Annotated in this window: 15 protein-coding genes; all 15 read right to left on the bottom strand. The window is 38.2% G+C overall.

Annotation, left to right across the window (positions count from 1 at the left end; translation table 11 throughout):
- Positions 1-16: 16 nt before the first annotated feature.
- A complete protein-coding gene (locus G7Y56_RS04760) occupies positions 17-2,677 on the bottom strand; it encodes a glycoside hydrolase family 3 C-terminal domain-containing protein (protein WP_165041535.1) in 2,661 nt (886 codons plus the stop codon).
- A 118-nt stretch (positions 2,678-2,795) separates the two neighbouring features.
- Entirely contained in the window at positions 2,796-3,677 is an 882-nt protein-coding gene (locus tag G7Y56_RS04755) for a DMT family transporter (protein ID WP_165041533.1), read from the bottom strand.
- Positions 3,678-3,915: 238 nt separating this feature from the next.
- Complete coding sequence (locus tag G7Y56_RS04750; protein WP_255498638.1) at positions 3,916-5,823, bottom strand: DUF3857 and transglutaminase domain-containing protein; 1,908 nt, start codon at positions 5,821-5,823, stop codon at positions 3,916-3,918.
- A gap of 22 nt (positions 5,824-5,845) precedes the next feature.
- Positions 5,846-7,825 carry a DUF3857 domain-containing protein gene (locus G7Y56_RS04745; protein WP_165041531.1) on the bottom strand — a complete coding sequence of 660 codons (1,980 nt, stop codon included), beginning with the start codon at positions 7,823-7,825 and terminating at the stop codon, positions 5,846-5,848.
- Positions 7,826-7,968: 143 nt separating this feature from the next.
- Positions 7,969-9,147 (bottom strand): TolC family protein, encoded by a 1,179-nt coding sequence (locus G7Y56_RS04740; RefSeq protein ID WP_165041529.1) that lies wholly within the window; start codon positions 9,145-9,147, stop codon positions 7,969-7,971.
- Positions 9,148-9,152: 5 nt separating this feature from the next.
- Positions 9,153-12,269 (bottom strand): efflux RND transporter permease subunit, encoded by a 3,117-nt coding sequence (locus G7Y56_RS04735; RefSeq protein WP_165041527.1) that lies wholly within the window; start codon positions 12,267-12,269, stop codon positions 9,153-9,155.
- Positions 12,270-12,284: 15 nt separating this feature from the next.
- Positions 12,285-13,514 carry an efflux RND transporter periplasmic adaptor subunit gene (locus tag G7Y56_RS04730; protein ID WP_165041525.1) on the bottom strand — a complete coding sequence of 410 codons (1,230 nt, stop codon included), beginning with the start codon at positions 13,512-13,514 and terminating at the stop codon, positions 12,285-12,287.
- Between the two features lie 51 nt (positions 13,515-13,565).
- Positions 13,566-13,985 carry a Fur family transcriptional regulator gene (locus tag G7Y56_RS04725; RefSeq protein ID WP_165021264.1) on the bottom strand — a complete coding sequence of 140 codons (420 nt, stop codon included), beginning with the start codon at positions 13,983-13,985 and terminating at the stop codon, positions 13,566-13,568.
- Positions 13,986-14,109: 124 nt separating this feature from the next.
- Positions 14,110-14,586: a DUF6769 family protein gene (locus G7Y56_RS18835; RefSeq protein WP_370457671.1), complete on the bottom strand. Its 477-nt coding sequence runs from the start codon at positions 14,584-14,586 to the stop codon at positions 14,110-14,112.
- Positions 14,587-14,705: 119 nt separating this feature from the next.
- The gene (locus G7Y56_RS04720; RefSeq protein WP_165041523.1) at positions 14,706-16,091 is read right to left on the bottom strand and encodes an aspartate ammonia-lyase; all 1,386 of its coding nucleotides are present in this window, start codon (positions 16,089-16,091) and stop codon (positions 14,706-14,708) included.
- Between the two features lie 216 nt (positions 16,092-16,307).
- A complete protein-coding gene (locus G7Y56_RS04715) occupies positions 16,308-18,467 on the bottom strand; it encodes a translation factor GTPase family protein (protein WP_165021261.1) in 2,160 nt (719 codons plus the stop codon).
- Between the two features lie 352 nt (positions 18,468-18,819).
- Positions 18,820-20,157, bottom strand: a complete 1,338-nt coding sequence (locus G7Y56_RS04710; RefSeq protein WP_165041521.1) for a TolC family protein — start codon at positions 20,155-20,157, stop codon at positions 18,820-18,822.
- Between the two features lie 14 nt (positions 20,158-20,171).
- Positions 20,172-21,299, bottom strand: a complete 1,128-nt coding sequence (locus G7Y56_RS04705) for an efflux RND transporter periplasmic adaptor subunit (protein WP_165041519.1) — start codon at positions 21,297-21,299, stop codon at positions 20,172-20,174.
- Positions 21,300-21,341: 42 nt separating this feature from the next.
- Positions 21,342-22,610 carry an ABC transporter permease gene (locus G7Y56_RS04700; protein ID WP_165021258.1) on the bottom strand — a complete coding sequence of 423 codons (1,269 nt, stop codon included), beginning with the start codon at positions 22,608-22,610 and terminating at the stop codon, positions 21,342-21,344.
- Between the two features lie 30 nt (positions 22,611-22,640).
- Complete coding sequence (locus G7Y56_RS04695) at positions 22,641-23,888, bottom strand: ABC transporter permease (RefSeq protein WP_165041517.1); 1,248 nt, start codon at positions 23,886-23,888, stop codon at positions 22,641-22,643.
- Between the last annotated feature and the right edge of the window lie 4 nt (positions 23,889-23,892).

The raw sequence follows: 23,892 nt of genomic DNA, 5'->3' as shown, positions 1-23,892 counted from the left end.
CGCTTGTAATCGCTTCTTATTCTTGGATATAAAAAGAAGGACCTACAATTTTAATCTCTTTTTGGATTACTTGCTTCGAAGCAATTGCTTTTGCATCCGGTTGCTTACCACCAATAGAAACCAACGCATTACCGGCAGCAACTATCGGTATGCCGTGACTGTCTCGACCAGCCATCTGATCCGGCGTCAAAACGAAATCAACGACCTCCGATTCTCCTGCTTTAAGATGAATACGCTTAAATCCCTGTAGTGAACGAATAGAATTCTTAAGATTATTATCGGATAGCGAAACATAAAGCTGAACCACCTCATCACCATCTACTTTTCCGGTATTCTTTACCTCTACTGAAAACAAGACATCATCGCCTGCCGTTACAGATTGCGAAGATGCTAACATTTTATATTCAAATTTAGTATAACTCAACCCATATCCGAATTCATAAAGTGGCTCTCCTTCAAAATAACGATATGTTTTTCCAGCCATATTGTAATCATCGAATGCCGGTATCTGATCTATACTCCTATAAAATGTTACTGGCAAACGCCCTGCAGGATTATAATCACCAAACAACACATCAGCGATAGCTGCTCCCCCACTCTGGCCCGGATACCAAGCTTCTACTATTGCAGGCAGATTTTCAGCCTCCCAATTAAATGCTAATGCACTTCCATTTAATAAGACTAAAACAGTAGGTTTACCCAGCGCATATATTTCTTTTATCAATTCGGTTTGAATAGCAGGTAATTTAATATCTAAACGGTCTCCTCTATCAAAGCCATCAACTTTAACCCGCATTTCTTCTCCCTCTAGTGTTGGTCCTAATCCCATACATAGAACAACTATATCGGAGGACTTAGCCAGATTTAACGCTTCTTGTTTCAGATTGTCATTAGGTTTTTCCCATAAGAAACTCATAGCCGGATATTCTGTATTGTTTTGTACATAATCGATCTTGACATCATAAGATTTGCCAGCCTCTAAATGAACATACTCATAAGCTTTTTGCAATTCATGATCTCCTCTGCACGATAAAAGTTTAGCACCATCTAAATAAAGGTCGAAACCCAAAAGCCCTTCTCCTGCAATGGCATACTCTCCGGTAACGGGTGGAATAATGATTCCACTCCATCTAACAGAAAAATGATCGTATTTCATATCTGCGAATGGAGGAGTAGTCCACCATGCAAAATTCACAGTCTTATCTATCTGTGTATGAGCCGGAGTCCCTTCCCAATTTAAATTAGGAAAATATTCAGCCTTTAAGCCATTTTGTTTTTTAGTACCATCAGTATATAAATAATCGGATGGAACAATATCGAAATAAGGTAATTTGAGTGCTAAAGGACATCCTTGTGCAAAATTGATTTGCGAATTGGGTAACTTATCTTTTAGTCCTGCTAATACTGTTTTAGGATCAGTCGGATAACCATAGTAGTTTGCCAACAATACATCCTTTGCATCGGCATTAGGGCCTATTACAGCAACCTTTTTGACACCTTTATTAAAAGGAAGTGTATTTTTTTCGTTCTTCAATAAAACGATTGATTTATGGGCAGCATCTAAAGCTAGTTGTTTATGCTCTTTGCTATCGACTACACTATACGGGATTTTTGAATACTCAACCATTTCCTGTGGATCAAACTGTCCTAATTTCATCCGGGCAAGAATAATTCTTTTCACCGATACATCTAATTCTGCTTCTGTGAGGAAACCTTGCTTTACTGAACTAACTAAATTTCTATATACATCGCCGCAATTCAAATCAGTACCTGCTTGTATTGCCATCGCAGCAGCCTCCTCGGGTGTAGCAACAAGATTGTGTGCTTCCTTTTTATAGAAGTCAGCTATCGCTCCACAATCGGAAACGATATAACCTTCAAAACCCCATTGCTCACGCAACAAACCCTCCAGAAATTTACTTCCACAACAAGGAGCACCCTTCAAGCGCTGATAAGCACACATCACAGAATAAACATTAGCATGTTCTACTGTTTTTCTGAAATGAGGAAGATATGTTTCTGCCAAGTCATAATCGCTAGGCCACACATCGAAAGAATGACGAGTCGATTCGGGACCACTATGCACAGCAAAGTGCTTGGCTGTAGCTACGAGTTTTAAATATCTCGAATCGTCACCTTGCAATCCTTTGATAAAAGGAACTGCTAATTCGCCTGTCAGATAGGGATCTTCACCATAAGTTTCCATACCTCTGCCCCAGCGCGGATCGCGAAATATATTTATATTGGGTGTCCAAAATGTCAGACCTTGATATATGCCTCTCTTACCTTGCAATGCATACGCGTGATGCTTTGCTCTAGCTTCGTCTGAGATCGCATCTGCAATACTAAACATTTCTTCTTTATCCCACATGGCAGCCATGCCTATGGCCTGAGGAAAAACAGTAGCGACTCCCGAACGCGCAACACCGTGCAAACACTCATTCCAAAAGTTATGGGCAGGGATACCTAAACGCTTAATTTCGGGCGAATCGTAACGAAGCATCAATGCTTTTTCTTCGAGCGTCAATCGGGATAACAAGTCATCCGCCCTTTCATCGAAGTTAAGAGATACATTTTTATATGGTTCTACTCCTTCTTGCCCCTTTACTAATAATGCTGTGGACAAAAAGACACAAGCTATAAGAATTAATTTAGAATAGTAAGTGATAGTCTTCATACTAATTGAGAAATTTAAGATTTAACTTGACTAAGGTAATAAAAAAGATAATATTAACTATCACTCATTTAATAAATAAAGGCATTTTTTCATCAGTTTACAGAAACGTAAGCTCCGCCTATCTACTTCTTTCCGCTAAGTAGACTCCAAATAAAATAAGGCAAGAGCCGACAAGTGTAATAATTGTGATTTGTTCGTCAATAACCAATGCTGAGGTAATCATTGTAACAAGGGGGACAATATAAAGATAATTTGTAGCACGTAAAGCGCCTATTCTTTTGACAATATTGTTCCACATAATAAAACATAGCATAGAAGCTACTACACCGAGAAAAAGCAAATTTGAAAACACAACCGGTTTCAGCAAGATATCTAAATTGAAATTAAGAGGACTAATAATGAACATAGGCAATGAGGTAATTATGCCATAGAAAAACACTTTACGGGTAAAGAATAAAATAGAGTATTTTGTATTCATACGCCTTAGTATGAGACAATAAAATGCCCACATGAGGGCTGCAACAAATGTAAGAATATCTCCCAATGGATTAACTTCGAAGTTAAAGCGGCCATTGAATACAACCAGAGCCACTCCTGCCAAAGCAATAAATGACCCAATTAACAGATTTCTCTTTAGTTTTTCTTCTTTATTTACAAAATAAAAAAGAAAGGCGGTCAAAATGGGCGTTGTACAAATAATTAAAGAAACATTCGAAGCTAATGTCAAACCCAATGCTGTATTTTCGGTGATAAAGTACAACGACCCTCCGCTAAGCCCTGCACCCACCATCCACAACTCGTCTTTAAAGCTATTTGCAAACAATTTACGTGGAGAGACAAAACAAATGCATATATATGCCAAAACAAAGCGAAAAAAGAATATCTCGATGGGAGACAAGCCATAGCCAATTAAGACTTTGGTTGAAACGAATGTTACGCCCCATATACAAACTGTTATTACAGCCATGAAATGATACCAAAAGACACGATCTATTGCCATTACTTATAATTATTGCAGAATTTATTTATAAATAGTCTGACAAAGATATACAAACGAAAATCCACTTCTAGTGGTAGCAGAATATTTGGACGGCTGCAACCATTTTATTTTCGAGAAAATCATCAAAGTAAAACGAAATATCAAAATGCAAAGTTTCTCTGCACCAAGTGAAATGAAATACACTACTGCTCTGAATATAAAACAATAATACATTGAACTTTATGCAAAAGAACAAAAACTATATTTTTCGGAGTACTAGTTTTCTTTTTATCGTAGTTGATATTTGAGCAAAAAAATCTTTTACTTCCTTATAAGATTCTTTAGAATGTCTTGTCGAGTAAATATCCAGGTATTGTGTATAAATAATTTGATTATCTTTTTGTTCGGTTTTAGTTTTGAGCGAACCAAAAGGCGTATTTATGTCAACATCTTTAGGTAAGGTTTCCAGCGTATACGATTCAGGCAAGTTAAATACAATAGAATCAGTCTCGCTAAAACCATTCTGCATGACTATATCCCAAGTCCGGCTCTCTGCCGAAAACATATTCAGGGTTCCTTTATGCAAAGGACATAAAGGCAGGAATAAACGGTTTCCTGTTTTATTGCCATAATCGGGAGCTTGAAAAGCAGCATCTAGCCGGCATGAAGGTAATGATGCCTTATTTTCTGTTGCGTTAATTCCACTAAACTCAATATGGGGTAGTTTTAAATAGGTATTAATATATTTAATCATCTTATCCCGATCTTTAGAATTGAAGACAGGTATTGCAGACACGTATCCATGCAAATGCTCTACAAAAGATATATGCCCTGAAGCCTGACCATCTTCGTGAATATCAACAACTAGAATAGTTTCCTTATTATTTTGTTTATCAGTATAGACAGGAAGCCTACACAACTTACTTTCCGTACCATCTTCGGAAATAACAAGAGCTGTATGTCCTGCAATATCATCATGAACAAATCCAAAAGGCAAGGTTTGTGAAGTACACTCAAGCCATATGCTATCTCCCTTCAATGGAACAAGCAAGATTGCATGATCTGTCTGACTCACATTTGCAAAGTCAGGATAAAGTTCTCTTTCCGTCATACTTATCTCACAATAATTTGATGGTATATCAACTGCTTTTAGCATTGCTTTCATCAAATTTGACAAGCCCTTACAGTCTCCAAACCCATTTTTAGCCACATGCATGGCAGCAGCCGGCTGTAATCCTCCTATACCCATCTGAATACTCACATAGCGGGAATGGTTTTGCATATATTCGTAAATAATTCTCACTTTCTCCCTGTCATCTTTAGCGTCTTTTGTCATTGCTTGTAGCTTAGCTACCAAATCGGCTGACAAGATATCTCTATCTTTCAATAGCTTAGACACCCATTCGGCATAACTACCCCATGTCGACATATTACCACAATGAGAATCATAACAAAAATCAGACGGAGCAAATAACACTCGTGGCAAGATTTCACGGAACGAAGGTGCCAATACTTCATATTTTCTCGCTTTCAATCCAATTAACGAAAGTGAATATATATTCTTATCTACTATCTTTTCATTCTGAATATTACATGCATAATTCGATTTTTTTCGCAAATTAATATCCAATGGTAATTCCAATTTAAACTCAGCCCTCTCAAGCGATTCCTGAAAGCCGACAGGACTAAAAGACGGATAAGAAATGACCCCATTCTTTATCTTTACCTGATACGAATACTCTACTGTAAACGGGTAAGAAAGGTGTTGGCATTCATATGAAATACTATAACTATCTGAAGCCATTGTAGAGCCCTCCGATATAGAGGATACGATTAGATCTCCTTTCTTGATTTTCCGAATAATCTTACCTGATGCATCCCTCACAATTCCGGAAAAACTGCTCAACTCTCTTGATTTATCTCCATAGGTCCTAAAATGTGCATAATAATCTCCTTGTTTATTCAAAATCGTTGTCACTTCAGTAACAGTATAAGTAGCATTATTCAGATTAGACTGGGTAAAAACAATCGAATAATCCCGGACAACTGCAACAGCATCAATTTTCAGACTATCGGCAATTGCAGATACCGGATAATCATTCGCATAGATGAAGCTATTCATTAAGCAAACAGTAACAAACACCAAATATATTTTTATATTTCTCATTCAATAATTCATAAATAAATTGTCAGCTTATCTTTTTTAATACAATTTGCTCCGAATTTTTAAGCACTATTTTGGCAAAGAAATTGCGTAACAATTCATAGTCAGTTTGTAAAAACTGTAACGATTTTAATTGAAACTGATAGTTCATCTGGATGCTATTTTGAGTTTGTCCCACGCGACAAGTCAGAACCATAGACTCATTCTCATCTAATAGAATTTTCTCCGATTGGATAGTCTCCTCTACAGCATAACCTTCAGGAATCATAATATTAACTATCTGCCTATAATTTTGCAAATAATTAAAATTAACAGGAACAGTCCGATTTTCATCTTTAAATGGATTCTCCGAAAAATGCTTTATTAAAAATGGGTTTATATAAAGAAATTCGTCTCCTAAAGTGACATCCGGTTTTACAATAAAAATCTCCTTGACGTCACCCGCAGCATTATCAGCTCCTGATATCTCGAAATCGACAACCTCACAAGCCAATTGTCCGGCTAACTTTTCCAAATATTCATTATTATCTTTATAGTCCGCATAATGGTCTCTGAAAGACAGCGCATCATTTCCTCTTCGGGTTATAGATATTCGCCCTTTATACTCACCTCCCTCAAATTTATAATCGTTAGTTATTGCCATCATTCCTATTGAAACCGTAGACAAATCGACCCAATCACCCCCTTGTTGAAGCAATGCACGAGCCTGAGGAACCATACATTTTTGAGGTAAAAGGTTCCAATCTCCAAATTTAGCAGATGCATCAGTATAATACATCATGGTATCTATCTTAACACCTACGATTGTATAATTCAATGCTGAAATACTAGGATGAGTTACAGGCAATCGTCCGTTGCTCCTCGTACTAAGCACAACAGGATAGGCATCAAAGCCACCAGACTTCAAGGCATTGATAAGCAAGAAGTTCATATCAGCACTATTTCCTAAACCTTTCTTTAACACATCACCCAAATCGGAAGGATAAAATGCATTTTTCTCATTCCATTTCACTTTATATTTAATCATATTGAGTATTTCTTTTGCATTCTCAATATTTATTTCTTTTGTTGAAATATCATTTTTAAAAAGGCCTGTTTTCTTAAGATTACCACCGAAAACACCTGCATCAAGGATGTCTTTATCTACATTAGCCCACGTTGTTGTATACGATTTTGTCATGCTATTCGGAAATTTCGTATTACTTAGTTCAAATGTTACTTTTGATATATAATCCCCTAATGTCCAAACATAACTTTCATTTTTCAATGCCTTTATATTATTGCCTCTGAAAACAGTTTTTTTTGCATTACAAGTGTGCATAGTGCTCTGCATACGACCATTATCGTCCTTGTAACGAATATTGTAGTTTGCATTAACCATTGTAGTTGTAGCATCTATTTTTTCGTAACCTTGCATATTTAAGTTATAATAGAGATACTCAGGAGTTATAACCTCAAAGCTAACTTGCTGTGTTGGAATAGAACTTTGAAAATAAAATTCCCGCAAATCATAATAATAGTCCGAAACAATTGTATATTTAAATTCAATCACAGAACCTACTTTTGCACCCGACAAGGTAAACTTCTTCAGTTTATTCTTCTCATTTATGCTTTCATCAAAAATAAACTCCTTTGACAATTTTGTCTTAATAATCTTTCTATTATCAGCATTGTATGTAGTACCAGATAAGTGAGTTATTCGTTCCTTATTTAATCTGTCTGCTTCATAATATGGGATTTCCTGATCGCACCACCCTAACCCCTCATTCTTCAATATCTTTATCTTCATCTTTAGTGTATACTGATATTGAAAACCTGCTTCATCATCATAAATAAAATCTAAATTACCCTCTTTCAATAGAATAAGAGCGGCAGCAGTTGTATCCTGAGGATATACAGCCATATCCAGCTCATCAATGGTTACATCCCCATATTTCGATTGTGCATTCGAATATAAAGTCGCTAACAATAAGAAAACGGCTACGATGGTAAGTGTTTTTTTCATAGATTCGGTGTTCGTTAATATTTGCAAAATTAACTAAATAATCGTTCTATCCAAATAATACTATAAATATTACATAATATACCATACTATATAAAAAAGGCCGATGATAAAATCATCAGCCTTTTCCCTTAAAAATTAACAACTTATCTCTCCCACTGCAAGAGTTCGATCACCGCTAGGTGGTAATCCCGCTCAGTTTCGAGGTACTTATCCACTGTTTCGTAATACACAGATACTTCCAGTAAATAATTGATAAGGGAAAGCTGCCCCCTATCGAATGCCCGTGCAAGTAATTCGTGATTATTGGTTATTGACAAAGCATTCTCATACTCTTTCAGAAAGAGGGATAGTTTATATGCTTTTTCATATTCATTTTTCAATTTATTACGAAACTGCAATTTGTAGTCTTCTTGCTGCATTTGCAAGGCGATAGTTTGAGCCTTTTGATGCTTAACTGTATTTTTTCCTTCCCACAAAGGAATAGAAACACCGATAGTAAAACCTTGCTGAACAGTCCCTAAAACACGTTCACTGGCATAACCAGCTGTAAATTTGGGCATATTGAGTGCACGTGTCAATTGTTCTTGCTTACGACTTAAGACGACCTCTTGCTCCGCTAACTGGAGTAAGGAATTATTCTCTTTTACATTAACAAACCACTCATCGAAATTCAAAGGGAAAGCAAACTGAGGATAAGCATCCAGACTATTTTCAATAGATATTCCTCCATTCATCCGCCGTAATTCGGATTTAATAGTATTGATCTCAACTTCATTTATTTGTAAAGCCTTCTCTGCACTCAATAAATTAAGCTTCGTTTTATTACGCTCCAGAACATTGATATCTCCTTCATCAAACATAGTCTGATAACCGGCTGATAATTCTTTCGCATACTTCAGACGTTCGGTCAGTAATTTATTTATTTTAATCTGATAAGTCAACTTGACGCAGAGCAGGCGTGCCTCTTGTAACACTTCTCTGCGCTGTTGATCATAGTTCAAATCCACTTGCCGATTCTTCCCTTGTGCTAATTGTGATTTATGACGATAGGCTGTCGGAAAATCGAAAGACTGGGTTACATTCAGATCCGTTCTATTACCGGTATCTCCCGGGCTGCCCCAAAGATATCCAAATTCAACTTCGGGGTTGGCAATAGTAAGACCAGTCTTATTTCCTATTTTATCGGCATTAGCCTGTTCCCTAAGAGCTTTCAAGGTTGTATTATTGGCTTCTATGCTGTTTAATGCCTGCTCAAAACCTGATTGGGCATTGATTGTCAATACAGCAAAAGACAGGATAATACTAAATATTATTCGTTTCATAACTTTCATTTAATTTCTTGTTGAACTAAAGTTTCTTCTACTTGCGGTTTGCGGTTTTTCAACATCCTATAAATTATCGGAACAATGTACATATTCAATAAAGTAGATGTTAATAATCCTCCCAGAATAACCTTTGCCATAGGGCTTTGTATCTCATTACCTGGCAAATCACCTTGTATAGCCAATGGAACCAGAGCTAATCCGGATGATAATGCAGTCATCAAAATAGGATTCAGCCGATCGAGCGAACCTTGCAGAATACTTTTTTCTATCGAAAACCCTTTAGCACTTAAGTCGTTATAGTGAGACATTAGCAGGATTCCATTACGCGTTGCAATACCAAATAACGATATAAAACCAATGATAGCCGGTATGCTTATCTCGCCCGTAGTCAAGAAGATTACATATACCCCACCAATGAGAGCCAATGGTAAGTTAATTAACACTACTGCCGACTGCGCCACATTGCGGAACTGATTGAATAACAGCAGGAAAATTATCAATATAGCAAACACAGACGTAATTAACAAGGTTTGAGAAGCAGATTTCTCGCTTTCGAACTGACCGCCATATTCAATGTGATATCCCTCAGGCAAGATGATATTAGCATCTATATTATTTTGAATATCATCGACAACTCCACGCAAATCACGTCCAGCAACATTCGCCGATACAACTATTTTACGCTGAGCATTCTCTCGGTTGATAGCATTAGGCCCTGTGGACGAAGTTATTTCAGCGACATATTCAAATGGAACTTTTTTGCCATTTGCGTCAATCATCAGATTACGTATTTTATCTGCCTCATCTTTAAAATTATCATCTACTTTGAGTGTCAGATCGAATGTTTTACCATTGTCATAGACCTGCGAAACAACTTCTCCGGCAAGCATGGCTGTTACAAACTCCGAAAACTCGGGTAATGTAATACCATATTTGGCAAGCATTTCGCGTTTAGGTATAATCTTTAATTGCGGACGTTCTACTTGTTGCTCTACATTCAAGTCGGCAAGGCCTTCGATACCTTCTATCGATGATTTTATTTGATTACCCAATGCAAAGAGTTGATTCAAGTCCGTACCAAATAACTTAATAGCGATATTGGCTTTCGTTCCCGACAGCATATGGTCGATGCGATGTGATATGGGTTGTCCAATCTCAATACTTACTCCCGGAATTGCATTTAGCTTTTCACGTATTTCGACAAGCATTTCATCTTTGGAGCGATCTTTCAATATGAAAGGTGCTTCTATCTCGGAAGAGTTTACGCCAAATGAATGTTCGTCCAATTCCGCACGACCTGTTTTACGTCCTACCGTCTGAATCTCGGGTACAGTCAGCAACATCAGTTCGGCTTGTCTGCCTATTTTATCAGATTCCTCAATCGATATTCCGGGCAATGTATTGACTGTGATAGTAAATGATCCTTCGTTGAATGGAGGTAAGAAGTTACGCCCCAATGTAAAGAATATAATAATCGCCGAAGCTAATAACAGACCTGTTACAGCTAGTACTTTCTTTTGATGAATCAAAGCCCAATGCAAACTTTTTTCATATATCACTTTCAATTTGACAACAAAGACCGGCTCTTTATCTTCTTTATTCCCTTTGTTCTTACCAAGCAAATAGCTACATAGTACAGGGGTAACCGTAAGTGCAATAATAGTAGAAGCAAACAATGCAACTATAAAGGCAATACCAAGCGGAGCAAGCATTCGCCCTTCCATCCCACTCAAAAAGAATAATGGAATGAAACAAGTAACAATAATTAATGTTGAATTAAGAATCGGCATACGCACCTCTTTCGATGCTTCGAAAACGACATCCAAAACTTTCTTTTGTTCAGCTATCGGCTTCTGCCTGTTCTCTCGCAGATGTTTAAACACATTTTCGACATCTATTATAGCATCGTCCACCAGTGAACCAATAGCGATAGCCATCCCCCCGAGACTCATGGTATTAATGGTTAAGCCCATAGCCTTAAGAGCAAGAATAGAAGTAAGTAAAGATAGAGGAAGTGCCAATAGAGATATAAATGTTGTGCGCCCGTTCATTAAGAAAAGGAACAAGACAATTACAACAAATATCGATCCTTCGTACAGCGATTTTTGAACATTGCCTATTGAGTTTTCTATAAACCGTTCCTGACGGAAAATGTCAGACGATATTTGCACGTCTGCCGGTAAACTTTTTTGAAGATCGACAAGAGATGCATCCAGTTTCTCACTAAGTTCTATTGTATTAGTATTAGGCTGCTTTGTTACAGTCATCAATACGGCTTCTTTGCCTCGTTCTGATGCCACGCCCAATTTAGGTGCTTTCGCTCCAATTTTGATTTCGGCTATATCGCGAATTAGAATCGGATTTTCTCCCGCCTTCTTTATGACTCCTGTTCCCAATTGGTCTACATCTGTACTTTGCATGATGCCACGAACGATATATTCGTTACCATATTCATACAAGACTCCTCCCGCAGCGTTCTGATTCATATTCCGAACCGATTGCAAGACCTCATCGAGACTCACACCATAATGTTTCATACGACCGGGATCAAGTAATATCTGATACTCTTTGATGTCTCCACCAATTACGGTTACTTGCGCCACACCTCCGGTCGACAATAAACGTGGGCGAATAGTCCAGTCGGCCAATGTACGTAAATCGAGTAAGGACGTAGAATCGGCAGTAAGCCCGATAATCATAATCTCACCCATTATAGACGATTGTGGCCCTAATGTCGGTTGCCCCACATTGTCGGGCAAAGTACCGCTTATTGTCGCCAGTTTTTCGGTTACTATCTGGCGTGCTTTATATATATCTGTTCCCCAGTCAAACTCGACCCACACGACAGAAAATCCTGTGATGGAAGACGAACGGACACGACGTACATCAGTTGCCCCGTTTACCGCAGTTTCGATAGGAAAAGAAACAATCCGTTCCACCTCCTCCGCTGCCATGCCGTTGGCTTCGGTCATAATAACAACTGTCGGTGCATTCAGATCGGGAAACACATCTACTTCCATATTCTTGGCAGTATACAGTCCTCCAACCAAAAGAAGTACCGCACCAATAAGGACGACCAAACGGTTGTTTAACGAAAAATGTATTATTCTATTTAACATATTATATCCTCCTTGTTAATGCTCATGACCGTGTGGTATAGCAGCCGATGCCGATGCCAGTTTAACATGATAAGCTCCTTTACTGACAACAATATCTCCTTCTTTCAAACCCGAAAGAATTTCTACACGGTCACCATCGCTGGCACCGAGTTTCACTTCTTGCTTTTTATATCCTTCTTCGTCCAGTTGGATATATACAAAGTAGATACCTTGATCTTCGGTAAGAGAAGAAACAGGTATGGAAATTACTTGTTGCTTTACTCCGGATATGAGAAATACCTCAACATACGATCCCGATATTATCTGACCGATATTGTCAAATTCAAAATTGACGGGTACATAATATTCTTGTGTATTTGCAGAGCGGCCATAAGAAACCAGTCTTCCATTCAGATCGGAAAGGCGATGAATCGCTTTATCGTAAGGTGTTTTGAAATTAGCTGTGGTTATATTTCCTAAATCTTTATAGTAGCGCTCCGAAACATCGGCTCGCAACTGTAGCTTACGGTTTTGTGTGACAGTCACTAATGGCTGACCTACTTCTACATACTGACCTTCGCTCACTAATTTTAATTTAACAAAACCACCGATAGGCGAGGATATCCCAACTCCTTTTGCACCCTGACGAGTAGCAAAATTACCGTAAGCTGTTTTGGTATTCTCGTAATTAAGCTTCAACTCGTTAAATTCTTTCTGCGATATCAATTTATCAGCGATCAATGCTTCTGCCCGTTGATACTCAAGTTGAGCAATCTCGTAAGCCGATTTAGCTTTAAGGACAGGATCACCGTCTACAATATTTCTGGATGAGATACTAAGCAACGATTCGCCAGCCTTTACAGATAGACCTTCATTTAAAGATGCTTTATTGAACGATACGATACCATTTGTTGTGGCAGATACTGTTACCTCATCTCCCTGAGCCGAAAGTATTTGCCCACTGGTTTTTATCACCTGATGAAAACGATCGGGCTTCACTGTTATTACTTCCAAGCCTACGGCTTTAGCCTGTTCGGGGGTAAAGATAATCTCATCGCTATGATTTTCTGCAGTTTTGTCTTTAGCGCCATGATCATGATCACAATCATGTCCCTCTTCGCCGTGAGTATGACCTTCTGCTTCGTGATTATGCCCTGCATGCGATTCTTTGTCATGATTGTGTCCTGCATGCTCGTCTGCTTTGTTGGAATTGCACCCCCAAGCAAAGACTAGCAAACAAACTAAATAAATAAGATGTTTTTTCATTCTATGTACGTGTTTTAATTTTAATACAAAGTTATTGGTTAACGAACGCAACTAGGTTGCAATCTTAGAACAATGACTGCATAAGCCTTTCAGTACAAAATTTGCACTGTGAAGAATAAAGTTTTGAGGGATATTTACTTCGGGTATAGAAGCATTGTCGAGACAGAATGTCGTTTTACACTTTTCGCAGTAGAAATGTGTATGCTGCTGCTCTACCGAGCAATCGCAATAGCGGCTGCAAACCGAATATTTGATAGAGCCGGAACCATCGTCTATACTGTGTATCAATCGTTTCTCATGAAACAAAGTGATGGTTCTGAATAAGGTAGACTTATCGACAGTATCGAGTGTAGTTTCTAAATCCGCAAGACAAAATGCATGCGAAAAATTCATCATTTCTTTAAAAATGAGCAGTCTTACAGCTGTAATATTAATGCCTCTTTCTTGAAGCCGTTCTATGTAGTTATCCATTATATTTCAATACTTTAATATCGCAAACTTTCATATTTACCGTCTAAGAAAGACAACAAACGTCTGCTATAACTAAATGACAGTCATTACATGATAATAAATACTCGAACAAACGGAGTATTTATCAGCTTAAAGTAGAAATAAAGGGAGGAGCCCTTAGGCTACGTATAGTGCCGACAAAGGGAGAGGTGTAGGTTTCTAAATATGGTTTTTCCTGTAGATGAAGTCCAACGGTTGGAGCATCAAGATAAAATATATTTAGCGTATAAGCAATATAAAATAAAGACGAAATACTAATCGGTTGGACAGTATCATTTTCGTGGTTATTCGCCTGACGTAAAACGACAGTCTTCAAATCACAATCTTCTGAATTGTCGTGCGAATGGTGTTTATCATGCACACCACCACAGCATTCGCAATTGCTATGATCACATTCACTATGATCACTATGTTTCTCGTTATTATGAATTGTTTGACAGGCTTCGCTACGGACCATACATACAATTCCGTCATGATGGTAATGAGGCAAGACTCCATGTGCCAATAACAATATATTAGCAAATAGCAGGAGAATCAGAGATATATGCTTCTTAACCTTCATCCGGCAAATATAGGAATTTTTAATTTAAAACTTCAAACTTTGCACACACAAGAAAATAAAAGCGTTAAAATAATAATTATCCTAACGCTTTTATTTAATTATTTATGAATGATTTACTATCAAGCTCCGATCATATTTTCGGGGTTTAATATTCTATCCAGTTCTTCTTTAGACAATACATTTTTCTTTAATATCAAACTATAAACGCTCTGCCCTGTTTCAAGTGCTTCTTTGGCTATCGCAGTACTGTTTTCGTAACCAATATATGGATTCAGTGCTGTTACGATACCGATGCTGTTCATCACTAAATTTTTGCAATGTTCCTCATTTGCTGTGATACCGTCTATACAGTTCTTTCTGAAACATACCATTGCATTCGACAGAAGTTTTACCGATTCAAAAAGAGTATATGTGATCACAGGTTCCATCACATTCAATTGTAATTGCCCTGCTTCAGCGGCCATTGTAACAGCAAAATCGTTCGCTATCACCTTAAAGCACGTCTGCGATACAACTTCGGGTATAACTGGATTCACTTTACCGGGCATAATAGATGATCCGGCTTGCATTGGAGGTAAATTGATTTCATAAAATCCACAACGAGGGCCCGAAGTCAGCAATCTTAAGTCGTTTGCCATTTTCGATAACTTTGTCGATAATTTTTTCAAGGCCGAAGAATAAGCAACAAAGCTCGAAGTGCTGGATGTTGCCTCCACCAAATTTGTAGCAGGCGTAAAATCGAACTTAGTTATTTTCGACAGATTCTCGGCACAAAGTTTAGCATAGCCCGGAACAGCATTAAGTCCTGTACCAACAGCAGTAGCCCCCATATTTATTTCCAAACTCTGATTTGCACTTTGATTTAAAGAATCGATCTCTTTATCTAACGTAGCTGCATAGGCATCGAATACCTGCCCTAGCGTTAAAGGAATGGCATCTTGGAGATGGGTTCGCCCCATTGTTATCACATGTGCTAATTCTTGTCCTTTCTTCTTTAATGAACCAACAAGTTCACTCAACGATTGCACTATATTCTGATTATAGAAAAGGATTCCTAATTTAACGCCTGTAGGATAGGCATCATTAGTAGATTGAGAGAGATTTACATGATCGTAAGGAGAACAATATTGATATTCCCCTTTATTATGCCCCATCATTTCGAGTGCAATATTAGCTACTACCTCATTTATATTCATGTTGGTAGAGGTACCTGCACCTCCTTGTAACATATCACTTAAAAATTGATCCTGATATTCTCCTCCTATAAGTTTTTTACATGCTTCTATTATAGCCTCTGCTATTCTTTTGTCCAGTACGCCTAAGCGGCAATTTGTTTCTGCGGCAGCCCACTTTACGTAAGCTAATGCTTTAATAAACTCGGGAAAACTGGTAAGTTTTATTCCTGTAATCTGAAAGTTGTGAACAGCCCTTTGTGTGTGAATGCCATAGTAAGCATCGCTAGGAATAGGCAGGTCTCCTATTAAATCAGTTTCAATTCTATCCATGTTAACAATATGAAAGTAAATATTTAGAAAATAGTTAGTATTTATTATCGAATGTACTAAATGTTTTAACGAAACAAAAGAGTTTCATATTATAATATCACATATTTTATCTTTATATAGAGGTAAGGTACTATTTCGCATATAAATAAGATTTATGTCACTAAAAAAAAAGAAACTACTCTTTCGAATAGCTCCTTTTGAGGTTATAATTCGCAATTAATCTTCATCTTTTTGTGTTGATGCATAGTCTTTCAGTAATTTTTCTTGTACATCGGTAGGCACAAGTTCATAACTCGCAAACTTCATTGTGAAAGAAGCCCGACCACCTGTCAACGAACTGAGCGAAATTGAATAACTTCCCATTTCTTTCAATGGTACTTTAGCCTTCAATATTTCGATGCCTCTATCGCTTTCCATGCCCATAATCATAGCACGGCGGTTTTGGAGGTCGCCCATTACGTCGCCCATTCTATCGGAAGGGACAGATACGGTTACATCATAGATAGGTTCGAGAATCTTAGGACCTGCATTTTTGAAAGCTTCGCTGAACGCATTTCGCCCTGCCAGCATAAACGAAATTTCATTGGAATCTACAGGGTGCATCTTTCCGTCATAAACAACAACACGTACATCGCGGGCATAAGAGCCAGTTAAGGGCCCTTGCTCCAAACGTGCCATAATACCTTTTACAATGGCCGGCAAGAAGCGGGTATCGATAGATCCACCGACGATACTATTTACAAAAACAAGCTTACCGCCCCAGTCCAGATCGTAAGTTTGGACATCACGAGTCTGTACTTTAAATTCTTGTCCGTTGAACCTGTAAATCTCAGGAACAGGCACACCTTCCACATATGGTTCTACTATCATGTGAACCTCGCCAAATTGTCCGGCACCACCCGATTGTTTTTTGTGACGATAGTCGGCTCTGGCAGCTTTGGTTATCGTTTCTCTATATGGAATCTTCGGCTCGGAATATATTATAGCTATTTTATCGTTATTTTCAAGTCTCCACTTCAGTGTTTTAAGATGAAATTCCCCTTGTCCCGAAACAATTAATTGCTTCAATTCTTTCGAATTTTCGATCAACCATGTAGGGTCTTCCTCATGCATGCGCTGCAATGCTTCACTGAGTTTCTCCGTATCTTTTTCGTTCTCGGCTTTTATAGCACGACGATATTTTGGTTCAGGGTATTTTATAAAATTAAATTTATTATCTACTCCTTTTACATTTAAAGTATTTCCTGTCCTTACATCTTTTAATTTAACTGTTGCGCCGATATCTCCTGCAACCAGTTCCTCTACTTTGGCACGTTGTTGTCCGGCAGCACAAAACAATTGACCGATACGTTCTTTCGAACCTCTGTCGGCATTAACAAAATCATCGCCTTCGTGTACTTTGCCACTCATTACTTTGAAGTAAGAAACCTCTCCAACATGAGGCTCGACTGTTGTTTTAAAGAAAAACAGACTTGTCGGCTTGTCCACCTCCGGTTTGATTTCTTCACCATCTGTATTTACCGGGCAAGGTAAGTCTCTTACATAGGGAACGACATTCCCTAAGAATTCTAATGTACGTCTCACGCACATATCATTCGCCGCTGACACACAGAATACCGGAAATAAATCTCTATGCACCAATCCCCAGCGAATACCCATCCGCATTTCTTCTTCGGTAAGTGTTCCCTGATCGAAAAACTTCTCCATCAGCGATTCTTCATTTTCGGCAGCTGCCTCAACTAACTTTTGATGCAATTCGCTTGCTTTTTCTTTTTCCTCTTCAGGTATTTCGAGTACTTCAGGAACACCGCCTTCAGGTTTCCATCGGTACATTTTATTCTTTAACACATCTACAACAGCATTAAATCCTTCGCCGCAATTAACCGGATATTGAACTAATACTGCCTTCTCTCCATAATCGGCTTTCAATTGAGACACCACATTATCGAAATCGGCTTTGGCGTGATCCAGTTGATTAACAACGAATATGACAGGTTTTTGTAATTGACTGGTGTAACGCAACTGATTGATTGTACCAACCTCTAATCCATATTGTGCATTGAGAACCACCAAAGCGGTATCTGTCACATTGAGTGAGGTAACAACATTACCCGCAAAATCGTCGGAACCGGGACAGTCAATAAAATTGAGCTTGCGATTCATCCACTCAACGGATATTATGCTAGAAAAAACAGAATAACCATACTCCTTCTCCACCGGGAAATAATCAGAAACTGTATTGCCGTCTTCGACACGACCTCTACGTTTTATTACCCCCGCTTCGAAAAGCATGGCTTCGGTGAGAGTGGTTTTGCCCGCTCCCGAACTACCAAGAATAGCAATGTTCTTGATTTCACTTGTCTGGTAAGTTTTCATGGCACAAAAATTTATAAAGATTAATACTTTAGGTCGCCGACCTATTTTATTTCTTTAGTAAGTATAACTATTGATGTGTACTATAACTGAAAATACAGCATATTTAATAGTTTACCATACTTATCTTGTAAAGATCAGAATCACCTGACCCATCGATTTCTCGTGCGTAAAAAAATGGTATCTTTCCAAAAATAGTAAAATGTTCTGATGATATAACAAAAAAAGCATATGTTATTCATACATGAAAACGAATAAACAGTAAAAAAAGAGAGTTTTTAGTAAATTTTATCGATAAAAAAGTCCTGAAAAATTATATTCTTCAGGACTCCGTATATCATTTAGATATCTGTGGTTATTTTATATCAATCTTTGTACCTCTATAAAAATCTAATATCTTGGCACGGAAAAGAAAATCATATTTTGCTTGAATTTGCTCCGATCGGCTAGTCAACAATTTAGTCTGTGCATCGGCAAACTCGAACACCGTAGATTTTCCTATATCGTAGCGTTCCTGAGCATAATTAAACGACTCTTGCGAAGCCTCCAAAGCAATCTCTGTCGACGAGAATTTAGATTGAGCAGCTACAGCACTCTGATACGCTTGTTGTATTTCTTTAAACAAAGCCAGTTTCACATTATCAAGTTCTAATTCTCTATTCTCGATATTAATACGCGCCCCTCTCACCTGATTGCGAGTTTGGAAACGATTGAAAATAGGAACTCTCAATGTTAGACCAATTACCTCGCGTGAGTTATTTTTCAACTGTTCAGAAATACTCTTATTATCATATTCACTCTTATATATATGATCGAAACCATTATTGTATGAAAGGCCTAAATCGATAGTCGGCCAGTATCCCGATTGAGCTACTTTGAGGTTTCTTTTGCTACTTTCTACTTTGTATTCAGCTTCTTTCACATGAGGTCTGCTAACCACTGCCACCTGATAAATCTGATCGGCAGGGAGAATACTTGATATATTATCACCTATCACATCTCCGAGAATCGGTTCTGCCACATCAAAACCCTTAGCATCAAGAAGATTTAATGCCTGTGCCAGATTCAATGACGAAAGATCCAAATCATTTTCTGCAACTGTAGCATTCAATTCATCTTTAGCTAACTGAGCTTTTATATCATATAGCTGCGACGCAGGGACTTTACCTGCATCAACCAAAGCTTGTGTACGTTCTACTTGTACCTTACTAAGTTTAATTTGCTCTTGGTAAACTTTGAGAATTTCTTTTTTGAACAGTACATCCAAAAACAATGAAGTAACCTGTAATTCAAGATTCTCTTTTGCTTTCTTTAAGCCTTCGGTAGCAGCCAGCAAATTAAGCTCATACATCTTTATTTCATTCGGAATACGAAATCCCGTGAATATCGGAGTACTGGATGACAGACCAAAATTAGTAGTAGAAGCCGAATTCGCTTCATAAACACCCGTTGCGGCTGATGCTGTCCGACCAAAGTTGAAATTTTGTCCGGCACTTCCCGACAAATCTGGCAAACGACTATTTTTACTGGTACTTAAATCGACCTCCGAATTCTTGACACTCAAATATTGTTGCTTTATTTCAATGTTGTTTTCGATAGCATAATCGATACACTCTCGCAGAGTCCACTTATTCTGAGCCTGAAGACCCAGTGTAAGCAATAAAAAACAACATGATACTATATATTTTTTCATAGCTTTATTATTTATCATTGTTCTTTACCTTCTTTATTCGGCTTGTCAGAAACTTCATTACCTCTGATCTTGTCTCCTTTATTCAGACCCGATTTTACTTCAACTTTTATACCATCCGATAATCCGATTGTGATATGTTTCTTCTCGAAGTTTTGCTTCTGATCGAGAGTATCTTTCAGTATATACACAAATGAGGAATCGTTGCTAAATTCGATTGTACTTTCTGGAATGGATAAAACACTTTCGGCCTTAGCTAATACAATCTCGGCATTGGCACTATATCCGGCACGAACTACAACCGAATCGGAAAGTCTTGCTGCTGCTTTTATTTCAAAAAGGATAGCTCCATTTTCTTCGGTTCCTTTCGGTGCTATATATTCGAGTGTAGCATCGAATTTTTGGTTTTCAATTGCTCCTATCGATAATTTCATTGGCATTCCGGCATGAACACGTCCAACCTCTGTTTCATCTATTTTACCGATAAATATCATATCGTTCATATCGGCAACAGTTGCAATTGTAGTTCCATCGTTAAATGTATTCGACTGGATAACAGAGTTACCAACTTTGACAGGAACATCAAGAATCATCCCGGTAATAGTAGACCTGATCTGTGTATTACTATATTGGGCTGTCTTTTTCGAGATACCACTCTTTACAATGTCTAAGTTATCTTTCGAGTTTTCAAGTTCTTCCTTAGCCTTTTTATAATCGGCTTCGGCCTTATCCATTTCTTCTTTCGCAATCACACCTTTTGTGAACAATTGTGTTTGACGCTCAAATTCTGCCTTTACTTGTGTCAGATTGATCTCAGCAATAGTCACACGCGATTCGGCCGAGTTTAAAGATGCCATTTCAGGTATAACCTTTACAGTTGCAATAACCTCGCCTGCTTTTACATAGTCTCCAGCTTCTTTCAGCAATTCTGATATAATACCGGATATCTGAGGTTTAATCAACACCTCATCGCGCGGAGAAACTTTCCCTGTTGCCACAGAAGTATTTTCCACATTACCTGTATCTACTGTAATAATTTCATAAACAACCTTTTTGGGCTGCGACTTCTGCCAGAGCATGTAGAACGTACCTAAAACAATAAGCACTATTATCACAAGCAATGCAATTTTAAGAATCTTCTTCATATTATTTGTTCTGTTTATAATTTCCTATATATTTAATTTGTCTTACTCTTCTCTGATAGCATCAATAGCCTTTATTTTCAAAGCTCTCATCGCAGGCATTAGTCCTGCTACAACACCCGACACAATAAGTACTCCCATTGCCAACAATCCTGTCTCGAATGAAACGAAAGGTGGCACAAAAAACGACCCTTCTCCCTCCGGCACTTGTGTATTAGCAAGCATTGCCGCTCTTACTATTTCCAATATTACCACTCCGACAAAGAAACCTCCAAAGCCGGCAATTGCTGTCAATAGAAAGCTTTCACTCAATATTTGTTTTACTATGGTAAACGGTCGCGCACCTAACGCACGACGGACACCGATTTCCCTTGTTCGCTCCCGAACCGTTACCAGCATAATATTACTGATACCTATTATACCCGAAAAAAGAGCACCGAGTCCGACAATCCAGATAAGGAAATCGACACCCAAAAATAAATTCTGGAATATCTGAAACTCTTTTTCTATATTAAAACTTCTCATTGCCTTTTCGTCGGTAGGCGATATATCATGAGTGGCCTTAATTATACTTTTCACTTCTTCTTCGGTTACAGATGCAGGATATCCGGGTTTCGCCGTACATCCGAGAAAATGTATCACATCTCCCTGATTAAAAGCACGCTGCATAGTAGTAAACGGCATAAAAATAGATTCTTCGACATTTCCACCGACCGAAGCTCTTGATTTAGGGCGAATTACTCCAATTACTTGAAAATAAATACCATTTACTCTTATATATTGCCCTATCGGATCTTCACCGGGTTGAAACAATGTTTCATATACTACTTTACCGATTACACATACCTTGCGATAATTATCGACATCGAGCGTATTAAACAGACGACCATGTAATATGTGCTGTTGCTCTATCTGAAAATGAGCCGGATACACTCCTCGCGTACCGTATGTTCCCGATTTTGTACCTCTCACTGCATTCTTATCTGTACCTCCACCAAACAACATGGGTGAAATCAGGTCTACCGATTTCGCTTTCTGGCGAATAATGACAAGGTCTCTGTTTGTCATATCCCAATGACGCCCTTTACGAAAACCTTTATATGCTTCGCTAGTAAGATTAGTAAAAAAGAAGCAGGAGTTAGATGCAAATCCATTCACATTCTGTAACATGCCGTCTTTAAAACCATTACCTACCCCAATAAGTATAATGAGCATAAATATCCCCCAAAATACACCGAAGCCTGTAAGAAAGCTACGAAGTTTATTTCGGGTTATTGTAGACCATATTTCCTGCCAATTGTCTAAATCAAACATATTCTATATTATATCTTATTTTTATTCGGTTTATTCCGCTCTCATAGCTTCTATCGGACTGACACGCGTTGCTTTGATTGCCGGTATTAAGCCAGCAACAACACCGCAAACGACAAGAAACAAGGTGGCATATATCACAGTACCCAAATCTACCGTCGGATTAAGGAATATTGTCGGTCCATCGCTCGGAGCATTAGCCAGCGAATTACTGATAGCCTCGGTAAGCCCGACACCCAATACGATACCGATATAACCGGCAACTGTGGTGATCAGTATCGACTCGAAAATAATTAATCGCAAGATAGAAGTCGGAGTTGCACCAATAGCTTTCCGTATTCCGATTTCACGGGTACGTTCTTTGACTGTAATCAACATAATATTTCCCACGCCTACTATACCTGCCATCAATGAGGCTACACCAATTATGATAATGAAAAAGGTGATTGCCGAAAATATCTGATCAGATTCGATAGCATCTTCTGCCGTATTCCATAGATAAATAGCCGATCTGTCTTGTGGATTAAAGCCATGCAGTTTACCCATCCGTTGACGTATGTACTCATTGAATGCCTCATTGGCTTCTAATGTTTTCAGACCAGTCACCGTAAACTCCATCTGACGGAAACCATAACCCTTACTATAGAGCGCTTGCGCTGTTGTAAATGGAATGTATGCCGGTGGGCTGTTTCGCCCGACCTGATCTTCATATATACCCACTACCTGAAATGCTACATTGTTTGCAATTACATACTTACCTAAAGGATCTTCATCTTTGAACAGGATATTCTTTATTTCGGAATTGATAACAACCACTTTGCGTTTATTATCAACGTCGAGTTGGTTTATAAATCGCCCGTTACCACTTGTTACATCAATGTTACTAATATAGGCTGCATCCGGAGATACTCCATCGAGATTCCAGTTCCCATATTCTTTTTCGTACGATAAAGTTACATTTTGAGACACTCTCGCCGATACATATTCTACATTAGGTATTTTATTTCTTATCAGATCGTAATCTCTATGATCGAACTTGATTTGCCTGTTAGATGGTAGTCCATTATATGGCATCGATGTCCAGCCGGGCCATAGAGACACCGTATTTTTTGCTCTGTTCGAAAAATTGGATGTCACACCATTCCTCAGACCATTACCGGAGGCCAGCAAAATAATAAGCATAAAAATACCCCATGCTACAGCAAATCCTGTAAGGACGGTCCGCATTTTATTCTTGCTTATAGTAGATATAATCTCTCTTAACGAATCGAAATCAAACATATGA

It is taken from the genome of Dysgonomonas sp. ZJ709 (assembly GCF_011039195.1).
GTDB lineage: Bacteria > Bacteroidota > Bacteroidia > Bacteroidales > Dysgonomonadaceae > Dysgonomonas.
This window is presented reverse-complemented; position numbering and strand designations above follow the sequence as displayed.